The following is a 21,642-nucleotide window of genomic DNA, read 5'->3' as shown; positions in this document are numbered from 1 at the left end:
TATCGCCAACGAGGCATGCGAGGAGGACACGATGGTCTGCTTGATGGGGTCGGATGGCTCAAGCCAGGCAACTTCTCAGGCGCAAGGAGCTAGGTGGTGCAGGACTGCGTGCGTCGATGGATTCGGCATAGGTTGTCTCCAGGCCAGTATGTTGGCAGGGCGATCGTGCCTGCGATGATGATGGGTGTGTTACCAGTGGTGGAGATGCTGGGATCCGTCGATGCGTGCGCTCCCGATGATCCGAGCCGCCAGGTGCTGGAGTCGCTTCCCGCGGACATCGGTGCGGATGGCGGACGCCGTTCGACCTACGAGCTCGCTCTTGTCCCATGCGATGACGCCGCATGTCCCTTTGAGGTGCGCTTGGTCGCGAGGACATCGCAAGCAGAGTCTGCAGAAGGCCATGCGAAGAAGGGCGTTGACACGCATGGATCGGTCAGGTTGACGTGTTACGCGTCGGGCGCGCCTGCATGGGGAGCCGATGCGCAGACGCACACCGCTGAACCCATCGCATTCTTCGGAGCGGCTTTGCCACGCGTCTGGACGACGGGCCTGGAGGAGGATCAGGTCACCGTCTCCGCCGGCGCGGTGCCGCTTGAGCCGGGCAAGCAAACAGGTGCGTATGCACTGCTCGTGACGCAGACTGCGGGGTTCGAGCATCCGAAACGTCAGCACGCCCTGTTGACCGCGGTATCGGGTGATCTGAAAGTGGCGTGGTCCAAGGTCGAGCCGCAGGGCCCTCACGTGTCCTGGGTCGCGATCCCCAAGCGCCATGCTCCGGTCTACCTCTCACTGTTCTTCTCGCCTGACGACGATGCTGCAGATGACGTGCTTGCTCGTCAGCTGAAGTGGGATACCGAACAGCAGGTGTTTTCCGAGGAACCTCCTCCGCCGCAGGTGCAGGCCGTCGTCGCAGGTTCTTACCGCACCCTGAGCGCGGCAAGGGTAGCCAGGTCCGCCTCGGACTGCCTGACTGGATACAGTGCGATCGATACCGGTCCGAATCAATGGGCGGTGCCGCATCGGTACGCGTTGATCCGGGTGACCTGGGAGCCAGCCCAGGTCACCACGGAGACCGAGCGACTTCGCCAGTGCCGTCCAGGCGGCCCGGCGCACTCGCTTCCGCTCACGCATCTGTTGTCGTCCTCGCCCTCCAACCCATAAGCCCAACGCATCAGGAGTCATCGCGTGTCATCCAAACGTTTTTCAACCGCTGCGATCGCGGCAATGTCGTTGGCTGGGGTGCTGCTATGCGGTGCAGCGTTTGCCAAGGACACGTTGAAGTGTCCAATGAGACTGGCTGTTTCAGAGACGGTCCTGCAAACCCAGGATGTACCGGAAGGAACCCAGGCCATCCTCAAGGGAGACGGGTCTTTGCCATTCTTTTCCATGGGTGTCTTTTCAGGGCACCCTCGCGATTTGGCCTCGCTGATCCCTGACGGTAGCGATGAGCAGGAATCATCGGGGGTCTCAGAGGGCGTCTGGAAATTTGAGAGCAGAAATCCCTATGGAATCTACCTGGTGTGCGAATACGGCGCCCTTGGCGCGGTGCAGATCTACAAGCGCGTCGGCGACGACGTCAGGTCTTGCACGGCGACGACGCGCAAGGACCGCGACCAGCATCTAATCGACATTGATTTCGAGTGCGAATGAGCGCTAGGCCCTTCGCTTTGATTGGTGTGACTGCAATCAGGCGTGCGTGCGATCCACCCTACAAAGCAGTCAGTGACTTCTTACAAGCCGGTCAGGGGTGACCCGATGGAGGCGCTCGATGGTCCGCGGCAATCTATGGATGTCGGATGGGTCGTTACAGCCCGCAGCTCGGTGACGAGGTCCGAGCAGGCCGACAACAAAGACCAGCAACGTTCGGGCCGATGGCTATCCACCGGGCGGGCCAGGTAGGGATACCTCGGCTGCTGGTCCCTTTTATAGCCGGACCGGCGCAAGGGCGCTATCACGCATCCTGACTGTGCGCGCTGCCATCCAATGGCTACTTGTGGAAAGCGTCAGCCCTGGACGGCTGCTTCGCCCTTATCAGCCTCCGATTCTGGCGCCGGCTCCTTCAAGACGAGATACGGATTGCCAGGAAGGGATTGCGGCAGGACCATCAAGGGGTCAATGAGCAGATAGCCATGCAGCCTGCGCGTTTTGCGAGGACCGGCGACCTCGCATGTCCAGATGTTCAGTCCGTCGCGCTGCTTGCGATGCACGCGCAGTTTTTCAAACTGCTTTTGCACCCACTGCCACTCGGGCAGTTTTTCTTGCCTGGCTAAAGCGACGACCTCTGGATGCTCCTGCGCATAGCGCTGAAAGACACCCGGGCTGACCAGGTAGGCGGTGTCCGCCACCGTGTGCACCAACGCCTTGGCATCGTTGATGACAAGCCGGCGGCTCACGATGCTGTGCCGCAACCAGCTCAGGAAATGCCTGCCCGATGGTGTGGCTTGCCCATCGGCGGGAAGGCCAGCGCAGTCGGTGGTGGATGCCGTGCCTCCACCATGCGGAGTGATGGCCGGCGCGACAGTTTCGAAGGGCGTTTGCGGCGCGTCCTCGTGCGTTTTCGCGTCCGGCTGCATCAGCGCCAGCAGCGCATCGATTCCATCGTGCGGCGGTGGGGCCGATGGGAAGGGGAGGGCCGCGGCGGTGGGTGGGCGGCCAGCGGCTTCGCTTTCGGGCGCCTGCGGCGGAGATGCTGAGGGGCTTGGATGATCCGCCGCTGCCACCGGCGCCAGATCGTCCTTCATATCCGTCTCCACCACCGTCACCTGGCCATGGAAGGCTTCCGGCCGCTCGGAGGCATCCCAGACCAGGGCAGGGGAGAGGCGCAGAAACGTGAACGTTTTGGACCAGCCGCCGTCGCTTCGGACCGTGGCCCGCCAGATCGCTTTGCCATCGGGTGTCGGCAACGCAATGCCATGCTCCTGCAAGACATTGAACACCGCCAGGTTGCTGGTGGGGATGCCCTCCATGCCTTGCGACAGCAAGTGCGCGCGCAACTTGTCCGAGACGGTCTTGCTGACCAGCCAGAGGGCGTCCTGCGTCAGCCAGCCATCGGAGGCTTCGGGCTGGTTGAGCTTCAGTTGGTCGCGCAGCAGGTAGCGCAGTCCGTCGAGGAGCTTGCGCTGCAGGGCGTGGCGAGGGGCAGCCAGGGCTTTGGCGGGATCGCCGCCCAGCGATTGCGCGACCGAGGCCTGATCGGCTTGCACGACCAGTTCGCCCAGCACGCCGGCATGTTCGTGCTGACCCGCCAGGACGTAGAGCAGCGGACCCCACAGGTCCGGAAAACCGCTGAGCCAGTCCAGGATGTCCCGGTCCAGCACGCGCACGTAGAGCAACCCGGTAGCCGCGCCATGCAGGCGATATTCGCGCCCGGCGCGATAGCGGAATCGATACGGGCGCAGCAGCGGGCCGTGCCATGGATGCCATGCGCTCCCATCACCGTACTCGACCTCCAGGTCGACCGCGATCTTGCCCAGGTCGTGCACCAGCGCAGCGTAGGCCACGCCAGCGGTCCAGGCCTCCGCCTGGGCGGCCTGGGCCTCGGGCGTGGCGCCAGCGGGCAGCAGATGCGACTGCCGCAGCTTCAGCGCATAGGCCACGATTTCAAGGCCATGGTCCAGCATGCCGCCCGGGTACGCGTGGTGGTGGCTCTCGGAAGCGGGGAACTGTTGCACCAACTCGGCGTAGCGCTGCAGCGGTCCCAGGTAGAGATGGTCGAATTGCGCACGCGAGAGCGAGGTGCGCTGCCAGATGTGCTCGATGAGGCGCTGGCGACGGGCCGTGGCGAGGAGGGCCTGCGCCGATTGCGGCGACACGAGGCTGGAGGGGGCCGCGGAGGGCGGCGTGGCCACGAGAGCCGATGCGTTTGGGCGTTTCGCCCGCGAGCGTTGGAAAAGATTGAACATGCAGGCCCGTCGGCAGGATGGGGCTGCACCGAGATGGCGAACCCAGCCGCAGGGTGGCGCAGGTCCGTTCATGCTGTCCGGAACCAATCGGGTACCGCGCGATGCCGATAGAGTGCGATGCACGAACGCCTCATTGCTTGGCAATGGACCGGGCTGTTCGCCTGGTCCATCCGCAGAGCAGGCCAGCAAGGGCAGTAGTGGCTGACAATGCCCACCATGCCTGGCGATACCCGCCGACCTGATCGACGCTCCATCCAAACGCCAGCGGAAGCAGCGCGATCGATACCTGGTTCATAGCCAGCGCCGCGCCCAGCGCTCGGCCGGTCTTGTCTGCCCGCGCGGACTCGGTCAGCCAGACCACCCAGGGCCCATACCAACCAAAGCCGAAGAAGCCCGCCGCGCAGCTCAGGCTGACAAGCCATGCCAGAGGCGCCGAGGCGGGGAGCAGTGCAGCGCAGGCCATGACGGCCGCACATCCCCATGCGCATCCGCTGACGCTTATCCACCGCTGGCCGGGATGCCGATCGCTGACGCGTGCCAGGACGATGCGGCCTACAGCTCCGGTCAGTTGCACCCCGAATAGCAGCCCGGTGGCGGTTGCCAGCGGCAGCGCAAAGGCCTGGGCCATGAACAGCCCCCAGTACACGCTGATGGCCGTCTGCCCCAGAACCAGCAGGGCACCTACTACCATGGGCAAAAATTTGCCGTACCCCGTCAGACCGAGAGGCAAGGCAGCATGCGGCGCGGGGATCGGTGCCGGGCGATGAATCCAGGCGAACGCCCCACCCGCCAGCCCCATCAGGAGCGCTGCGCTACCCATCGCACCCATCCAGCCCAGTGACCCGATAAGCGCAGGAAAGAGCAGTGCTGCCAGTGCCCCACCCAAGGGCAACGCTGCTTGGCGGATGCCCATCGCCAGTCCGCGTTGCGCAGGCGGGAACCAGCCGTGGACGACCCGGCTGCCGCCCGGCTGGATGGGGCTGTAGCCCAGGCCCAGCAGCACCATCGCGGCCAGGCAGGCGGGGTAGCTGTCGGCCAGTCCCAGCAAGGCCATGGCAGCGGCCACGATGCACACGCCAGCGGCGACCGGCCAGCGCTCTCCGTGACGGTCCAGGGCGCAGCCGGCCAGCCACAGCCCGGGGATGGTGATGGCGCCGCAGAGCGTGGCCAGCAGGCCGAGCTGGGCATGGGTGAGCCCGAAACGCTGCTGCGCGAACACACCCCATGCACCGATGCTCTGTGTCCCGAGCGCCGCGCACAGCTGCACGCCCGTGGACACGGCGAGAATCTTCCAGCGGGTGTGCATGCGGGCGCTCCTCGGATGCAAGGATTTTGCGAGAACATGCCGTACATCGGGCGCTGGCGGCTGCGCCTGGATCAGGCCACCACTTCCAGTTCGGATCGGGTGTGTGCCGCTTGCATGTATTGCATCAGCAGCCCGTAGTGGGTCGCCATGTTCTCGATCAGCTGCCGGCTCGCTTGGTATAGCAACTGCCAGTCAGGCTCCCGTTGTGCTGCGGCGAAGTAGTCCTCCATGCCGCGCACTAGAGCGGCGAAGTGTCCGCTTTCCGTGGTGCCCAGGTGATCGTGGAGGAACTGCAAATCCTCCTTGACTCCTTCCTGGCCTCGGCCCAGCCGATCACGGCGCCAAGCCACGAAACAGGGCGTGGCATAGGCAAATTCACCGTGGTTGTAGAGCTCTTCCGGCAGCGAACGGATGATGGCCACCCCGAGATCTTCTCCGTTTTCCCGGTAGCGCCGCGAGGCATTGAGATATGCCTTGGCGCCGGACATGCGGTACCGATCCAGCTTCCATTGGTCATCGCCGGTCAGGCCGGTGGCGAAGCGGTCGTACAGCAGTTGGTGGTTGGTCGTGCCGATGCCCACGTCTTCGCGCGACACCTCGGACACACGGGCCGCCGTTCGCAACAAGAGCACTTGGCGATCCTGTGGTGCGTGCTCGGCTTGTTCGAGCACGCGGAAGGCCAGGGCGCAGAAACTGGCCGATCCGATCCCCGGACTGCGCCAGTTGTGAAAGAAGATGCGCCGGGCGTCAGGATGCCAGGCCATCGTGCTGAAGGCGTCGAAAAAGTCTTCAATACGTCGCAGGCTTTCGGTGCAATCGCGATAGGCGTTGCGCAGTGCCTGCTGCGCTTGCGGTGCATGGACCAAGGCGATTTCCGGTTCCACGATATCGTTGATGCGTTTCATGGGCGCTGTCCTCTGCGGTCGCGCGGAAAGTGACCACGTGGCAGCGCTCTCGGCGCCGCAGTGGCTTCCGAGCAGGGGCGCGATGGCAAACAACGGTGCGTCGGACTGCTCGCAGCCCCGACGTTATGCATCGGCGGCTGCCGCTTGAATCAGGCTTCCCTGAAACGCCTGTGCGTTATTTCGTACGCGGTGCGCAGTCGCTGCGCTCTGTGCGCGCACGCAACTCCGAGGCGGACATCCCTAAGGATTTCCTCATGATCCGTGCCAGGTAGGAGCCGGACTCCCAGCCCACCTGCTGCGCAATGCACAGCACCGATTGCTCGGTATTTTCCAGCAGGTATTTGGCGCGCAGAAGACGCTTGCTTTGTTGGAACTCCAGGGGCGAGTGGCCGTACTGCAGGCGGAAGTAGCGCTCGACCTGGCGGCGCGACAGCCGCTGAGTGCGCGCGAACGCATCCAGCGCGAGCGGTTGATCGAGGTCGGTTTCGATGTGGTCGGCAAGCAGGCTGGCGATGTGCCGCGAAGGGTGCGCTTCAGTGTTCCGAACCGGGTGCGAACACAGTCGCGCGGCTTCCATCACCACCGCACCACACCAAGCGGTGGTATCGATCTCGCGACCGTGTACTGCAATGTCGAGCAGGCGACGCGAGAGCGCGCCCAGTGCTGCACTTCCCGTTCGCAAGCCCTGCGAGGGTCGGACGATGGCCTGTGCTTCCAAGACAGCAGACCAAAGTTCCGGATCGACATAGATCGCGAGGTGCGTCTGCCGAAACGTCTGGGCGGACGTGGCATGGGCCGCATCTGCAGCAAGCCACAAAAAGTCGCCAGGCGACGACTGCAGGCTCCGCTCCCACGCATCCACGATCTCGAACCGTCCCTGCATCGGCACGAACAGCATGTCGCAATCGTGCGTGTGAGGTGACGCTGCGTAGCCCTGCCGGTGATTCGCCACCAGCGTAGAGCCATGGCGCAACTGCTCCCGAAAGGGAGACACCCGCAATCCCTGCGGTCCCAATTCTTGTTGCATATCCATCCCTTGTCGCGATTGTGCTGAGTGATGTCGCAATCGGATGTGCGCTCCACTCAGTGTTCGCGAAGAATTAATTGCAGCGTTTCATCCACTGCGTTTTTTTTGAAAGAACTGCTATGACTCTTCGATCTCAGCGCTTTTGGCGCCTCGGCATATTCTTGGCATGCCTCGCACTGGCATCTGCTACTTCCCGCATCGCGAACGCGCAGGATTTCCCTAGCAAACCCATCACCATTGTCGTCCCGTTTCCTGCCGGCGGGGGCACGGATGTGGTTTTTCGGTCGATCTCCCCGAAACTCCAGGCCGCCCTGGGACCTGCTGCACGCATCGTCATCGACAACCGCGCCGGTGCTGGCGGAACCGTTGGCACGGCCTCCGCCGCCAAGGCCACGCCAGACGGTTACACGTTGATTGCTGCCACGACAACGACCATTGCTTCTGCCCAGGCGGTGTATCCGAAACTCGGTTACGACCCCAACGCCTTGGTGCCCATCGGCCTATTGGGTACCACTCCCTTTGTGTTGGTCACTGCGCCAGGGTTCCCGGTGCGAACCCTGGCGGAGTTCATCGCCCATGCGAAGGCCCACCCGGGCAAGATCAACTACGCCAGCATCGGAAACGGCAGTGCGAGTCACCTGGTCGCGGAGCTGTTCAAGCAGCGAGCAGGGGTGGAGATGACGCATGTGCCTTACCGCGGCGCCGGACCGGCGCAGACCGATCTCATGGCGGGCCAGGTGCAGGTGCTGTTCGACAACCCGACGGCGCTGGTGCAACAGGTGCGCGCCGGGCGCATGCAGGCCCTGGCGATCACCGAGTCGTCGGCCGTGTTCCAGGACCTGCCCACCTTCGCGGCGTCAGGCATGCAGGGTTTCCGTCCCGAGCTTTGGTATGGCCTGATGGCGCCGGCGGCTACACCGGAGCCGGTGATCCAGCATCTGCACGCGGCGCTGAGCCGGGTGCTGGAAGACCGGGAAGTCCGGGCCGATCTGCTCGCGCGCGGCGTGGCGCCGGCTGCTGGAATGCCCCAGGCGTTCGCGCAGCGGATCCGTGCCGACATCGACTTGTGGGGTGGCATCGCACGCTCGGTCGGGGCCAAGGTGGAGTGAGCATGATGCACTCCCAGAATAGGGTTTCCCCAAGTCCAAGCCATGCACCGCTCCGGGCACCGTTGGTGCGGGTCTTCACCATCGATGGCGATCCACGCGGCGGCAATCCCGCGCCGGTCTGGCTGGATGCCGAGGCCATGACCGCGGCCGAGATGCAATCGCGTGCGCATGCCAGCGGCCATGAGTCGGTCTTCGTGCGCGCTTGCAGCGACGGCGTGCATCGCTGGGACATGCGCTACTTCGTGCCGCTGCACGAGATGGAAATGTGCGGCCACGCCACCATCGCCGCGCTGTGGTTGCTGCATGCGCAGGACCGTTGGGACGGAGAGCCGGTCGCGATCCGCACGGCCAGCGGGACGGTGCACGGGCGCAGGATGGACGATCGTATCGAAATCAGCCAGCCACCGGCTTCCATGCGATTACTGGGCGAGGGGCACATCCGGTCGCTTGTGCAGTGCCTGGGGCTCAGAACTTCGCAGATCGTCGATGGGGTGTTGAACGCCTCCACCAGCCGTGCCAAGACGCTCATCCGGCTGGACAGCGTAGAAACCCTGCATGCCTTGCGCGTCAAGGCTGAGCAGGTACCCATCGTCTGTGAGCGCATCGGGTCAACCGGGTTGTATCCCTATGCCGTCTCCCGCGTCGAACCGCGAGAGGTGCATTGCAGTGCGCGGCAGTTTCCCAGGTCCTCCGGCTACCTTGAGGACCCGGCGACAGGCATCGCTGCCGCTGCCCTGGCATGGGGACTGCGCCGTATGGCGCTGTTGGGTCCAAGATCCGCGGTAGTCACCGTTCGACAAGGCGAGACGATGGGATCTCCCTCTCAGATCACAGTGCGTATGCCCGCCGTGACCCAGGAAGCCGAGGGCTGCTGGGTGGGTGGCCACGCGCTATTGGAAACGGATTGGGGAGGGCAGTGGATATGAACCACGCTGTTTCCGCAGCCGACCGAAGGCTCGATGCACTGGTGGCGGGCGAGCCTGAGCTGCAGCCATCGGGCCGCTACAGCAGCTTCTTCCAGATTGGCGATTGCTGGGTGTCCAGCGGCGTGGTGGGGCGGCAGGGTGGTGCCATCATCGCCGGTCCACTGCGGAGCGAAGAGGACGTACCTATCGGCGAACGGGCGGCTGCTGCCGCGGTGCTGCTGATCCTGCGCGCGGCGCAAAAGGCGCTGGGCACCCTGGACCGGGTCGATCGGGTCGTCACGCTGCAGGGCTTCATCAGCAGTACCGCGGACTTCCGAGACCACGTGCGGGTGATGGATGCGGCGTCGGCCTGCCTGCAAGACGTGCTGCCGCAATCACCGTTGCCCGCTCGCACGGCGGTGGGCGTGGCGTCGTTGCCTGGCGGCGGCGCGGTCGAGGTAATCATGGTGCTCGCGACCCGCGACATCCCGGATTGAAGGAGCCAAGAATGGTCGATCCGAAATGGGGCGCCTACACGGCCGATGCCCTCATGCACTATCCGAGCGACCTGGGCCGGATTCCATGCAGCCTGATCCACGCTTTCGGGCTGCAAAAGCAGGCGAGCGCGCGGGCCAATGCGCACCTGCAGGAACTGCCGGTGCCCATCGCCGACGCCATTGCACTTGCTGCGCAGGAAGTGGCGGCGGGGGCGTGGGACGCGCATTTCCCACTCGGAATGTGGCAGGCAGGCGATGGCAACCAGACCCACATCAACGTCAACGAAGTGATCGCGTGCCGGGCGGCCGAGCTCATGGCCGAGACCAAGGCCGGGTCACCCGACATCGGGTCGGTTGCCGAAATCCATCCGCTCGACCACGTCAACCGGAACCAGTCGTCCAACGACAGCTGGCCGACCGTGGTGCATATGGCACTGGCCCGCGAACTACAGGCTTCGTTTTCTTCATCGCTGGAGACCTTGGTGACGGCGCTGGACCTCTTCGCAGCGAGGCATCATGAGACAGCCAAGGTCGGTCGCACCTTTCTGCGCGACGCGCATTGCACGACGGTAGGCATGGAGTTCCGTGGATTCGCCGCCTTGCTGCGCGGATCTCAATCCCATCTGGCGACCGCCTGCGAAACGCTGCGAGTGCTCCCTCAAGGGGGCGGTGCAGTGGGCAATGGCGCAGGAGTCCATCCGGGCTTCGGGACACGCTTTGCCGAGGAGCTGCGTACGCTGACGGGCATGCCGTTTCAGTCGGCGCCGCAGCCGTGTGGGGCCCAAGTGGTGGATACGGCGTTGCTGACCGTGTGGAGCGGGTTGGTGATGATCTCGGTGGTGTGTTTGAAGCTCTGCCGCGACATCGAGCTACTGGGATCAGGGCCCGCATGCGGATTGGGCGAGCTGTTACTGCCCGCGGTGGGGCCGGGTTCCTCCAGCATGGCCGGCAAGGTCAATCCGACCCACGCCTCCATGCTGGAGATGATGTGCATGAAGGTGCTGTCCGACCACGCGATGGTCTGTGCCTCGCTGTCGAGCGCGCGTCTGCAACTCAATACGACCTATCTGCTGGCCGCTTGCGTGACCGTGGATGCGGTTGAGACGCTAGGGCAGGGCCTGGAGTGCTTTGCCAGTTCTTGTATCGATCGGCTGGAGGTCGATCATTCGCAGTTGGACGTACACCTGGCAAAAGGGCCGGGTGCGCGGTATCTGCAGTCGCGAGAGCTGGGATATGACGCGGTGGCGAGGCAAGATGTGGGGTGAGCGCAGCGCGTAGCAAATCGGAGTGACGGGTGCATGGACGATGTGTTTTGGGTGGTGGTGATCGGTGCCGTGGTAGCAGGCTTCGTGCAGGGCTTGTCGGGTTTTGCGTTCAGTCTGGTTGCGATGTCGTTTTGGGCCTGGGCGTTGGAGCCGCGCGTTGCCGCGGCGCTCGCCGTGTTCGGTGCATTGACAGGGCAACTGTTGGCCGTGGCATCTGTGCGACGTGGTTTTGACTGGCGCGTGTTGCTGCCTTTCGTGTTGGGCGGATTCGCGGGTATTCCGCTGGGCGTGGCCTTGCTGCCGCGGATCGATATGGCCATGTTCAAGGCGATCCTGGGCACGCTGCTGGTGCTGTGGTGCCCCGCGATGCTGATGGCCAAGCGGCTACCCCGCATTCGCAAAGGCGGACGTGTGGCCGACGGGGTCGTGGGGCTGGCCGGTGGCGTCATGGGCGGCCTTGGCGGCTTCACCGGCGCGCTGCCGACGCTGTGGTGCACGCTGCGCGGCTACGAGAAGGACCAGCAGCGCGCCGTGATCCAGAACTTCAACTTGTCGATGCTGCTGGTCACAATGGCGACCTACCTGGGTACCGGGGCGGTCACGCGGGACATGCTGCCGCTGTTCGCCATCGTGGCGCCTGCGATGCTCGTACCGACCTTGCTTGGTGCTCGACTGTACGTCGGCCTGAGCGAGGCGACCTTTCGGCAGGTTGTGCTGGGGCTACTCACCGCGTCGGGCGTGGCGATGTTGCTTTCGTCCGTGCCAGACCTGCTGCGGAGATGATCTCGACGTGCATTGGGCCTGCACCGGTCGGGGCGAGCTCTACAGCCATAGTTGATCCATTCGCCTTCCGTCTCCGTCTCCGTCTGCTGTAGCTGCAGGGATTGATTGGGTAGATCCCTGTTCGTTGCCTACTTCTTCCTGGCCTTCAAGGCGGTGCCACTCTGGCTCGCTACGTTTGGCGGCTTATGCCAGGTGGGGGAATGTTCCGCGTCGTTCGTCTTATTTTTAGGCCCTTCTAAACGTCAAACAGCCTTTTGAACGCCAAGATGAAGTGTTGGAACGGGTCAACCAATCCATAAGGCAAGAGGTCTGTATGCACGACGACGTAAGCCAGGACCACGATCCGTCCCAGGCCGAATTACTCGAGATGGCAGCTCAGGGGCGTGAGACGCTCACCATCTATGAAGGAGGTGGTTTTTCGAGCGCGCTGCTCTGGATATTGGCGCTACTGTGTGCACTTCCCGGCGTGGCGATGCTTCGGAGCAATATCGTCTTTGCCTTGGTGTTTATAGCCATGGCGGCCGCATTAGGGATGCTCGCCCGCGGGCTTGGGCGACGCAGAAAACTTCCCTTCTTGACGCTCAGCGCTCAGGGGCTTCAGTACTCAGCCGTCACACAGCCGATCCCGTGGACGGCGATCGAAAATTACCGGGTCGGCGCTGGCAGTCACCGTGGTGAGAATCTGATTCTTTTCGTAGATCTCTCCAGTGATTATGACGTCCCACTCAAGGACGCCCGTTCGGTCAGCGCTTGGCATAGCGTCGGGCGCTCCTGGTACAACGCCAAACAAGACTGGATCATCTTCAAGGTTCCAAGCGTCCAGGGAATGACCAACCCTCAACTGATCGAACTTTTCTCGACGTATTGGCAAGCAGGGCTCGCACATGCGCGGCTTGAGCAGATGAAGCAGCCATTAGTATCCTGATCAAAGTCTGCAGATCGGGACTATAGGCGAATCAGCGTGGTTGCATCTGTTGCGAACTTGCGTCGCCTCCCCTTGGGCCCGGTTCCACCAGCATGGCTGGCACGCTTAATCCACTCCGCGCCTCCATGCTGAAGATGATTTGCATGAAGGTGCTGTCCGACCATGCGATGGTTTTTGCTCGCTGTCGAGCGCGCGTCTGCAGCTCAACACGATCTACTTGCTGGCCACCTGCGCGACGGCGGATGCGGTCGAGACGCTGGGGCAGGGAATGGTGTTCTTTGCATCCCGGTTGGTCGACCGGCTGGACGTGGATCGAGAGCAACTGGTGGCGCAGGTGGAGAAGGGGCCTGGTGCACGCTATTTGCGATCGCGGGAGGAGGGGTATGACGCAGTTGCGAGGCGAAGCGTTCCGTGACTGCGGTGCAGGTCGACTCAGAGATTACGCACAACGGATCCTAGATGCGAGCGCACGCAGTTTCGCCGGAGCCGCAGGCTTCAGGGATCAAAACCTGGTTGCCGTGATTCGGCAAGAGGGGCTCAGTCTAGCTCGCAAGCTCTACAGGGACACGCCGGGGTGCTACACGGGCTCTTGCTAGCTCAAATCTCGATACATACGCTACGATGTAACCATAAGTACTTTCAGCATCATCAGAAATGCGGTGGGAGGGACGCCCTGTGTATCTGGCTCAGTTGATCATCTCAAACTTCAGGAAGCTGCAAACAGCCGAGCTGAGTTTCCAACCTGGGTTGAACATCCTGGTTGGCGCAAACAACGTGGGTAAAACCGCTGTTGTAGATGCGTTGCGCGCGTTGCTAGCTGGCCATGAGGAACCTTACCCACGGCTCGACACCGACGATGTGCACCACCCAAAGGGCGGCAAGCCAGCAGGGGACATAGTTTTCCAGTATATTTTCCGAGGACTCAACGAGGATGATGAGGCCGATTTCCTCGCAGCGCTGAAACCCGACGCGGCAGGCAAGCTGGAAGCACACATCACTATTCGCTACACCGAGGCGGACAAGACTGGCCGGTTGCGTGCCAAGCGCTGGTGTGGCGACCACGAGGACGTGGGCCTTACCGCCGACATGATGGAGAACTTGCGCGGAGTCTATCTGCCGCCTCTACGTGATGCCTCTCAGAGCCTCAGACCGAGCCGCACTAGCCAGCTGTCCAGGTTGTTCCAGCTTCTCTCTGACGACGCTGGGCGTGATGGAATCAACGCGGCGCTGAAGACGCTCGACGATGAGCTGAAGAAGCATCAGCCCATCGTCAACACTCATGCTGAGATCAACACGCGCCACGGCAGCATGCTCGGACCGCAGTTGGCTCAGGCGCTGGAGATGGGCCTGAGCGGAAGCGATTTCCAGCGCTTGGCGTCGCGCTTGTCATTGCTGGTGGACGCTTTCGAGATTGAACAGAACGGATTGGGCTTCAACAATCTGATCTTCATGGCGGTGGTACTTAGTGAACTCGCTAAGAACCCGGAAGCAAGTTATCGCGGCTTGATCGTCGAAGAGCCAGAAGCGCATCTGCATCCCCAGCTCCAGGCGATTCTTCTCAGCTATCTGGGGACGATTAAGGCCGTCGAGGGTGAAAATCCGGTCCAGCTTTTCGTGACCAGCCACTCCCCTAACTTCGCCAGCATTGCCGATCTCAAAAGCTTGACCTGCTTGGTGGATACCGGGGCGACGGTAGAGACCTTCTTTCCGCGAACCATTACCTTCGAGAAGGGTAAGCGCGAAAAGCTTGAACGCTATCTGGACGTTACTCGCGCGGAACTGTTCTTCGCGCGTCGAGTGATCTTCGTCGAAGGCGCAGCCGAGCTGATGCTGGTGAGCGTGCTGGCCGAGAAAGCCGGATTCAAGCTGCGCGAACACGGCGTCAGCCTGATCAGCGTCGAAGGCTTGAACTTTGACTCGTTCCTGCCGTTGTTCGGCAAGAAAGCGCTGAAGATTCCGGTGGCAGTGATTACGGATGCAGACCCCGTGGACGAGCCCATCGATGACAGCGAACCGCAAGCGTTGTATCCGGCGCTTGGTGATGTGGTCAAAGTCTCCGACAACACTGCCAAGATGAAGGGTAAGGAAGATACCTTCGTGAGGGTCTTTCATGGACTGAAGACCCTTGAATACGACCTGGCGTTGCATGCCGACAATCGCACCGCAATGCTGAAGGCCCTTAGGGAACTCCACCCAAAGATTGCTAGCACAGTTGGAGCAGCGGTCGATGTCGCAGTAGATGATGCAGCGAAAGCGCGTGCCCTGTTCAGCGGCATGTTCGAGCGCAAACAGAACAACGTTCAAAAGGGACGCTTTGGTCAGGCGCTGGCGCAGGTGCTATCTGACGGCGCTGCTTGCAAGGTGCCTGACTACATTCGGGACGCCATCGTGCACGCATGCCAAACGGCGCCGGCGCAGCCATGATGGAGTTGTCGGCCGAACAGTTGGCCATCATCGACGCCCCCCTTGAGCCGATGTCGGTCGTCGCATGCGCAGGCAGCGGGAAGACACGGACCGCAGTGCGCCGGCTTGCAGAAATCCGCAAGCGACTCGGCGATCACCGTGGCCGAGTCGCGTTGCTGTCATTTTCCAATGTGGCCGTAGATACTTTCCGCCAGAGCTACCAATCTCTGGTGCAGGCTCTTTCCCCAGGCATTGGTCGTGATAGGGTAGAAATCGACACGCTGGATGGGTTCATCACCAGCAATGTGCTGCGTCCACACGGCCATCGGACGATGGGTTGTGACCGGACGCCATTCCTTATTGCTGGAACGGAACCTTTTCTCCGGAATAAGGATTTAAGGTTCTGGGTGCAGTCGGCCACAGAGGACTTTCCGGTGCAGCCCGTCGATATGCGAAAGGTGGTGGTGAACCTCCAGGCCGGGGCTGCTCTGTTTCACTATCAGCAGCACAATGCCTTGCTGCCGATCAACAATGGTCCGGCGGTTGCGGCTCGCTTGGCCGAGGTGGGGGCGTATACCCATAACCTCGGACGATACTGGTGCTATCGCGCATTGTTGGGGCAACCGGGCGTACTGCGGGCACTGGTTCGGCGCTACCCGCACATACTGATTGATGAAGCGCAAGACATCGGCACGCTACACCAGGCAATCCTTGAGCAGCTTATCAAGGCTGGAGCACAGATCTCGTTGATCGGCGATCCGAACCAAGGCATCTATGAATTTGCTGGCGCCAACGGGGCGTTCCTGACGCAATACGGACAACGCCCGGGAGTGAATGGCTATGGACTGACCCGGAACTATCGGTCCGTCCCTGAGATTCTGGCGCTGGCCAACAAGCTGTCGATCCGCACCGACATCGCGGAACGAGGCGCCCCTGACACTCTCCACGGTGCGTACTTTATTGCCTACAAGAACGCCGAACGCGAACAACTCATCACTGCATTTCATGCGGCTGTCGTCTCAGCCGGCTTGAAGACCGAAAGTGCAGCGGTGCTCTGTCGAGGCCGGGATCTGGCAGACAAGCTGGCCGGCAACGATGCCCCTGCAGGTCAGGGAATAGTGAAGGTCTTTGCGCAGGCAACGATTCTCAGGGACAGGCGGCAAGACTACCTGGGTGCATTCAAATTGGTTGCGGCGGGCATCGTTGGCCTGCTCGCTGATCCTCCGCAAGGGCTGATAGCTCGGATCACACAACCAGCGCGTTACCGGGAGATGAAGCCCTTGCGCCGCCTCATCTGGAGATTCACTCGTAACCCGGATACTGGTTTGCCCGCCGCTGGATTGACGGCGGATACGCAGTGGCATCCGCTGTTGCTGGTGAGGACGAAGGCTTTGCTGGCCGTTCTCGATCAGGAATTTGGGCTGAAAGTGGCTGACAACCTGGGAAACAAACTGGCGAAGAAAGCGCTGCCCAGTGCTCCGCTAATGACCGGAGGTGATCTTGCTGCCGAAAAGGACGCACGTATCCGCGTGGATACGGTGCACCAAGCGAAAGGCGAAAGCCTGGATGCGGTGCTCTATCTTGCAACCAAGGAGCATGTCTCCGCGTTGCTAGCAGGTGTGTGCTCCGAACTCGGTCGTATCGGATACGTCGCCGCCACGCGCGCCAGGAATCTTCTGTGGTTGGGGGTGCCATCCAACGCGCTCGCGGAGCTTCGGCCAGCATTGCTCGCCCGTGGATTTCAGGAAGTCGGTGTCGCCGTCGCAGTTGCTGAGCCGGCCTGAGCTATGAGCAACCTAGCGGACAACTACATGGGTTTCCGAGATCTGGCCAAAGTTCAGGTCGAGGGCTCTGATTACCGAGTCCATGTACGCCCGAACGCAAGGTCGTCCGTCGCCGTGATAGCGCCGCACGGAGGGAGCATCGAACAATACACGTCGGACGTTGCAAGCGCGGTCGCCGATGCGGACTTCAACCTCTACCTGTTCGAGGGAATTCTTCCTGCCGGCAACTATGCCGCGCTTCATCTGACGAGCCACAAGTTCGATGAGCCGCGATGCTTGGAGCTGCTGTCTAACTGTGATCATGTGATTGCGATACACGGATGTCGTGGGGAAAAGCAACAGGCGCTTGTTGGCGGCCTGGATGAACCACTGAAGTTCAGCTTGGCGCAGGCCATCGCTGGACTTGGCATCGACACTCAATTGCAAGGTCACCAATTCCCGGCAGTCGAACCAAAGAACATCTGCAACCGTGGACGCCGCGGAGTCGGCGTGCAGATCGAGATGACGATGGCGCTGAGAAGTCAAGGGCCGTGCGATGCGATTTCCGCTGCCATTCGGTCGGTGTTGCTTGCGTTGCCGATTTACTTACCTGGGGGGCTACGCGAATGATTCTGACCGACAACGAAACCAAAGTTGACTTGCTCAACAACGAAGCGATTGCGAAGACGATCATCGAACTGTTGCGTGAGAAGCCGGATCACCCCGTCACGATCGGAGTTCACGGCGATTGGGGTGCCGGAAAGTCCAGTGTTCTTGAGATGATCGAGGTAGGATTTTCAGGCAATGACGACGTGTTGTGCCTGAAGTTCAACGGCTGGCGCTTCCAGGGTTTCGAGGATGCCAAGATCGCATTGATCGAAGGCATCGTTACCGGCTTGGTCGAAAAGCGCCCGGCAATGACGAAGGCCGCTGGCGCTGTTAAGGACGTCTTCAATCGCATTGACTGGTTGAAGGTCGCGAAGCGCGCAGGTGGCCTGGCGGTCACTGCATTCACCGGTATCCCGACGCCGGACCAGATCAGTGCCATCGTGGGAACGCTTGAAGGAATGTTCGCGGACCCCGGCAAGCTGGCGACGAAAGAAAACATCACGTCCGCCATTGAAGGTGTGAAGTCGATATTGAAGCCGACAGAAACCAAGAACGTTCCGGAGGAGGTTGAGGCCTTTCGCAAGGCGTTCGACAAACTCCTGAAAGATGCTGGAATTAAGCAGCTCATTGTGTTGATTGACGACCTTGATCGCTGCTTGCCGGATACGGCCATAGAGACGCTCGAAGCGATCCGTCTGTTCGTGTTTACTGCCCGCACGGCGTTCGTCGTCGCAGCGGACGAGGCGATGATCGAATACGCGGTGCGTAAGCACTTCCCTGATCTGCCGGAGACCACGGGGCCGCGCGATTACGCTCGGAATTACCTGGAGAAATTGATCCAGGTTCCGTTTCGCATCCCGGCCTTGGGCGAGACTGAGACGCGCATCTACGTGACGCTGTTGCTGACAGGTGCTGAGATCGGCGACGACGACGCCGACTACGCAAAGCTCATTGCCGCTGCGCGGGAACGCCTCAAGCGGCCTTGGGAAAACGCCGGTCTCGACGCTGCGACCGTCAAGGCCGCACTCGGGACAAAAGCGGACAAGGCCAACAATGCGCTCGCGCTCAGCGATCAGATCGGTCCGATTCTGGCGAGTGGTGCCAAGGGAAATCCGCGGCAGATCAAGCGCTTTCTAAATACGTTGTTGTTGCGGGAGCGTACAGCGACAGCGCGTGGATTCGGCGCCGACATCACCTTGCCCGTGCTGGCGAAGCTGATGCTTGCCGAGCGTTTCATTCCACGGCTCTTTGAGCAAATCGCTTTTGTCGCGGCCGTCCACCCAAAGGGTATCTGCGAGGATCTGGAGATGCTAGAGAAGGGTCTCGCCGACGATGGAGCCGGTGCCAAGAGTGACGGCAAGGCGGTTGCAGCGGATGCGCGCAAAGGCTCGAAGCCGATGGAAGCCGCCATCCCCGCATCGGAGAACGCCGTCCTTGCGGAGTGGAAATCGTCGGACATGGTTCGAGACTGGGCGCGCGTGCAGCCCTTGCTGTCCGGTATCGATCTTCGCCCGTACCTCTTTGTGACGAAGGATAAGAAGGACTACTTCGGTCCAGTGTCGGTCTTGGGGCACTTGGCCAGCGTGGTGGAGAAGCTGTTCGGCGGAAAGATGATGGTTCAGGGCTATGAAGCCGAACTGAAGCTGCTTGTGCAGCCCGAAGCGGATAAGGTGTTCGAGGCAGTGCGAACCAAGATCATGGGCACTGGCGCCTTTGAAACCATGCCGGCCGGTGTTGACGGCCTCATCGTGCTAGTGAAGGCGCAGCCTGGGCTGCAAAGCAAATTGCTGGACTTCCTGGAGGCGCTGCCGAGCAGTAAATGCGGGCCGTGGGCCGTGCGCGGCTGGCAGGGTGTCATCAAGGACGCGGAGTGTGTTGGGCGCTTGACGACGCTGCTGACGGAATGGAGCAAGCTGACCAACAACCTTGCACTCAAAACGGCTTCCGAGTTGACATTGAAAGACACGAAAGGGGTGCGCTGATGGGAACGTCGACGGCGTACGGCGGTCCGAGCGGCGGCACACCACTGGTGCCTTCTTGGCTTGGAGATGCGGACGGCGGTGGTTCACAGCCGGCATCGCCGGCCGTGGGCGATGGGGCGAACGGCGATGGCGCTGCACCGGGTGATGGCGCCGCGCCCCCTGCCGCGCCGAAGCGGCCGGCAATTCCGGCAGTGGCTGATCCTCAGCGCTTTTCCGGCGCTCGCAATAGTTTCACGCGATTTGCTGGCTCAGGGGGCACCGACCGGGCCAGCCTCGGGCGCGCTGTCTCGCGGTACGTCTCCACATCCTCAGGGGGCGCGCGCCAGGCGGCTCAACGCATGGGAGCCTCACGCGGCTCCGGTGCGAGATTGCTCGGTTTCCTGGCGGATGCGCAAACCCGTGGTCTTCGTGAAGCGCTACGTTCGTTGGACCTTGAGTCGCTTGCGGGACGGCCGATCGCCGAGATCTTTGTCGGCCTGGCTGACTACATCTGTCCTGGGGCGGGCACCGTCGATGAGGGTATCGCGCGCGAGGCTTATATTGAAACGATCATCGAGTTGACCACCGAAGGCTTGACCGATCTTTCGACCTTCACGCCGGACCAGATGCAAACAGTCTTCGAGTTGTACGCGACGCATGCGATTGAAGCTCGAATCTGCAACGACATCGGTACCAAGGCCGTGACGATGCCGACGGACGCACAGGCGGCGCATCGGGTGGAGGCGCAGTTGCGCGATTTCATTCGTGGCGGAGTTAGCGATGCACTTACGAGAGCGCGTGCCGAGTCTCCGAACCTGAGCTCGGAGCGTATCCAGTCGTTCGTGGACACCGTCTATGAATCCGCGTTCGCGATCCTTCAATCGCTAGGTCAAGCGGAGGCCGACCTATGAAACGGCAACTTCTGGCTGGCCGTTTCGGCCCTGACGATCACACCCAAATTCCCACGGCCGCAGACGAACAACTCACCTTGCTGCAGCTGGTCGCGGGGGAGCAGTCGCTTGACCATGGCATTGGCGGTGCGCTGACGAGCCTAAAGAAGCTGGGTGTCTTCCCATCGGAAATTGGCATTGACCTGCTGGTGGTCGCTGCGCACGTTCATGCTGCGGATACTCGTATCTCCCGCGCAGAACAGTCACAGGACTCCTGGACACGGGAGATCCGATTAGTCATTCCAGTCAGTGCCCCAGCGCGCTGGGCGGCTGCGGTCCCAACGCTGGTGAAAGCCTTGAATTTCTTAACGGGCGATCGCTGGACGATTGGGTTTCGGGCGCGGCCGCCCAGGTTCGCGACCATTGCCCAAGAAGCGCCCCCCACCTTGATTGCGCCAACGTTCGATTCCGTGAGCCTGTTTTCAGGTGGCCTAGACAGTTTGATTGGTGCCATCGATTTGCTGGAGGGCGCATCAACGCCACTGCTGGTCAGTCACTTCGGGGAGGGCGCGACTAGCGATGCCCAAGGCAAGCTCTTTGCCGCTTTGAAGAAGCACTACGGCACGTCATCGTTCGAGCGTCTGCGCGTGGGCATGACATTCGTCGACGGCCTTGTCGAGGATGTCGGGTCGGAAAACAGCACGCGGGGTCGCTCATTCTTATTCTTTGCATTGGGCGTGTTTGCAGGGACCGGGCTGGACAAGGCCTTCATCCTGCGGGTGCCCGAGAATGGGCTGATCGCGTTGAACGTTCCCTTGGACCCGTTGCGTCTTGGTTCGAACAGCACACGCACCACCCACCCGTACTACATGGCGCGCTGGAACGAACTGCTTGCAGAACTGGGCATCAATGGGCGCATCGAGAACCCATATTGGGACAAGACGAAAGGGGAAATGGCCCTAAGTTGCGGGAATCACGCTCTGCTGACCAGACTTGCTCCGGATTCGCTGTCGTGTTCATCGCCGACAAAGGGGCGGTGGCAGGGGCTCGGCATCGAGCATTGCGGGTACTGTTTGCCGTGCCTGATTCGACGTGCTGCGTTGGACAGAGCATGGGGTGCCGGAGAGGACAAGACAACCTATACGGTGCCCGATCTTCACGCCAAGGCACTGGACACGCGAGAATCTACGGGAAAGCAGGTGCGATCCTTTCAGTACGCGATAGAACGCCTACGCGGTCGGCCCCAGCTCGCAAACCTCCTTATCCACAAGCCTGGCTCACTTGCCGATGAGGTCACGCACCTCGATCAGCTTGCAGATGTTTACCGCCGCGGCCTTGCCGAAGTTGCGCGCCTGATCGATGGCGTCGAAACAAGGCCAAGTTGATGCCGGG

Annotated in this window: 19 protein-coding genes; 15 read left to right on the top strand and 4 right to left on the bottom strand. The window is 61.8% G+C overall.

What is annotated here, in order from left to right; translation table 11 throughout:
- The first annotated feature begins 165 nt into the window (after positions 1–165).
- Together BLT03_RS03085 and BLT03_RS03080 are read left to right on the top strand one after the other, a co-directional pair.
- Positions 166–1,161: a hypothetical protein gene (locus BLT03_RS03085; RefSeq protein ID WP_175537653.1), complete on the top strand. Its 996-nt coding sequence runs from the start codon at positions 166–168 to the stop codon at positions 1,159–1,161.
- A 24-nt stretch (positions 1,162–1,185) separates the two neighbouring features.
- Entirely contained in the window at positions 1,186–1,650 is a 465-nt protein-coding gene (locus BLT03_RS03080) for an STY0301 family protein (RefSeq protein ID WP_139160304.1), read from the top strand.
- 353 nt (positions 1,651–2,003) lie between these two features.
- On the opposite strand, the gene mobH is transcribed toward BLT03_RS03080, so the two are convergent.
- The 4 genes from mobH to BLT03_RS03060 all read right to left on the bottom strand — a co-directional run bounded on the left by mobH (position 2,004) and on the right by BLT03_RS03060 (position 7,140).
- Positions 2,004–3,902 carry a MobH family relaxase gene (gene mobH / locus BLT03_RS03075; protein WP_092740250.1) on the bottom strand — a complete coding sequence of 633 codons (1,899 nt, stop codon included), beginning with the start codon at positions 3,900–3,902 and terminating at the stop codon, positions 2,004–2,006.
- A gap of 130 nt (positions 3,903–4,032) precedes the next feature.
- Positions 4,033–5,208 (bottom strand): MFS transporter, encoded by a 1,176-nt coding sequence (locus tag BLT03_RS03070; RefSeq protein WP_092740248.1) that lies wholly within the window; start codon positions 5,206–5,208, stop codon positions 4,033–4,035.
- Positions 5,209–5,279: 71 nt separating this feature from the next.
- The gene (locus BLT03_RS03065) at positions 5,280–6,113 is read right to left on the bottom strand and encodes a hypothetical protein (RefSeq protein WP_092740246.1); all 834 of its coding nucleotides are present in this window, start codon (positions 6,111–6,113) and stop codon (positions 5,280–5,282) included.
- A gap of 175 nt (positions 6,114–6,288) precedes the next feature.
- Positions 6,289–7,140: a helix-turn-helix domain-containing protein gene (locus BLT03_RS03060; protein ID WP_175537652.1), complete on the bottom strand. Its 852-nt coding sequence runs from the start codon at positions 7,138–7,140 to the stop codon at positions 6,289–6,291.
- 119 nt (positions 7,141–7,259) lie between these two features.
- Between BLT03_RS03060 and BLT03_RS03055 the strand changes: the two genes are divergently transcribed.
- From BLT03_RS03055 to qatC, 13 genes are all read left to right on the top strand, one after another.
- Entirely contained in the window at positions 7,260–8,249 is a 990-nt protein-coding gene (locus BLT03_RS03055) for a Bug family tripartite tricarboxylate transporter substrate binding protein (protein WP_092740242.1), read from the top strand.
- Between the two features lie 65 nt (positions 8,250–8,314).
- Positions 8,315–9,175 carry a PhzF family phenazine biosynthesis protein gene (locus tag BLT03_RS03050; RefSeq protein ID WP_175537651.1) on the top strand — a complete coding sequence of 287 codons (861 nt, stop codon included), beginning with the start codon at positions 8,315–8,317 and terminating at the stop codon, positions 9,173–9,175.
- Positions 9,172–9,651 carry a RidA family protein gene (locus BLT03_RS03045; RefSeq protein WP_092740238.1) on the top strand — a complete coding sequence of 160 codons (480 nt, stop codon included), beginning with the start codon at positions 9,172–9,174 and terminating at the stop codon, positions 9,649–9,651. The genes BLT03_RS03050 and BLT03_RS03045 overlap by 4 nt, the downstream gene beginning before the upstream one ends.
- Positions 9,652–9,662: 11 nt before the next feature.
- Positions 9,663–10,916, top strand: a complete 1,254-nt coding sequence (locus BLT03_RS03040; protein WP_092740236.1) for a lyase family protein — start codon at positions 9,663–9,665, stop codon at positions 10,914–10,916.
- Positions 10,917–10,949: 33 nt separating this feature from the next.
- Complete coding sequence (locus BLT03_RS03035; RefSeq protein ID WP_092740234.1) at positions 10,950–11,699, top strand: sulfite exporter TauE/SafE family protein; 750 nt, start codon at positions 10,950–10,952, stop codon at positions 11,697–11,699.
- A gap of 313 nt (positions 11,700–12,012) precedes the next feature.
- A complete protein-coding gene (locus BLT03_RS03030) occupies positions 12,013–12,624 on the top strand; it encodes a hypothetical protein (protein WP_139160303.1) in 612 nt (203 codons plus the stop codon).
- A 139-nt stretch (positions 12,625–12,763) separates the two neighbouring features.
- Positions 12,764–13,039 carry a hypothetical protein gene (locus BLT03_RS03025; RefSeq protein ID WP_092740230.1) on the top strand — a complete coding sequence of 92 codons (276 nt, stop codon included), beginning with the start codon at positions 12,764–12,766 and terminating at the stop codon, positions 13,037–13,039.
- 260 nt (positions 13,040–13,299) lie between these two features.
- Positions 13,300–15,048 carry an ATP-dependent nuclease gene (locus BLT03_RS03020; RefSeq protein ID WP_092741005.1) on the top strand — a complete coding sequence of 583 codons (1,749 nt, stop codon included), beginning with the start codon at positions 13,300–13,302 and terminating at the stop codon, positions 15,046–15,048.
- Positions 15,021–16,811 (top strand): UvrD-helicase domain-containing protein, encoded by a 1,791-nt coding sequence (locus BLT03_RS03015; RefSeq protein WP_245711218.1) that lies wholly within the window; start codon positions 15,021–15,023, stop codon positions 16,809–16,811. The genes BLT03_RS03020 and BLT03_RS03015 overlap by 28 nt, the downstream gene beginning before the upstream one ends.
- Positions 16,812–16,814: 3 nt before the next feature.
- Positions 16,815–17,420: a poly-gamma-glutamate hydrolase family protein gene (locus tag BLT03_RS03010; protein ID WP_092740228.1), complete on the top strand. Its 606-nt coding sequence runs from the start codon at positions 16,815–16,817 to the stop codon at positions 17,418–17,420.
- Positions 17,417–19,381, top strand: coding sequence for a Qat anti-phage system ATPase QatA (gene qatA / locus BLT03_RS03005; protein ID WP_092740226.1), 1,965 nt, complete (start codon positions 17,417–17,419; stop codon positions 19,379–19,381). The genes BLT03_RS03010 and qatA overlap by 4 nt, the downstream gene beginning before the upstream one ends.
- Positions 19,303–20,271, top strand: coding sequence for a Qat anti-phage system associated protein QatB (qatB, locus tag BLT03_RS25070; RefSeq protein ID WP_353615272.1), 969 nt, complete (start codon positions 19,303–19,305; stop codon positions 20,269–20,271). Before qatA ends, qatB begins: the two co-directional genes overlap by 79 nt.
- Entirely contained in the window at positions 20,268–21,635 is a 1,368-nt protein-coding gene (qatC, locus tag BLT03_RS02995) for a Qat anti-phage system QueC-like protein QatC (protein ID WP_092740222.1), read from the top strand. Before qatB ends, qatC begins: the two co-directional genes overlap by 4 nt.
- Positions 21,636–21,642: the final 7 nt, after the last annotated feature.

The organism is Paracidovorax valerianellae, from assembly GCF_900102625.1.
GTDB classification, from domain to species: Bacteria; Pseudomonadota; Gammaproteobacteria; order Burkholderiales; family Burkholderiaceae_C; genus Paracidovorax; species Paracidovorax valerianellae.
This window is presented reverse-complemented; position numbering and strand designations above follow the sequence as displayed.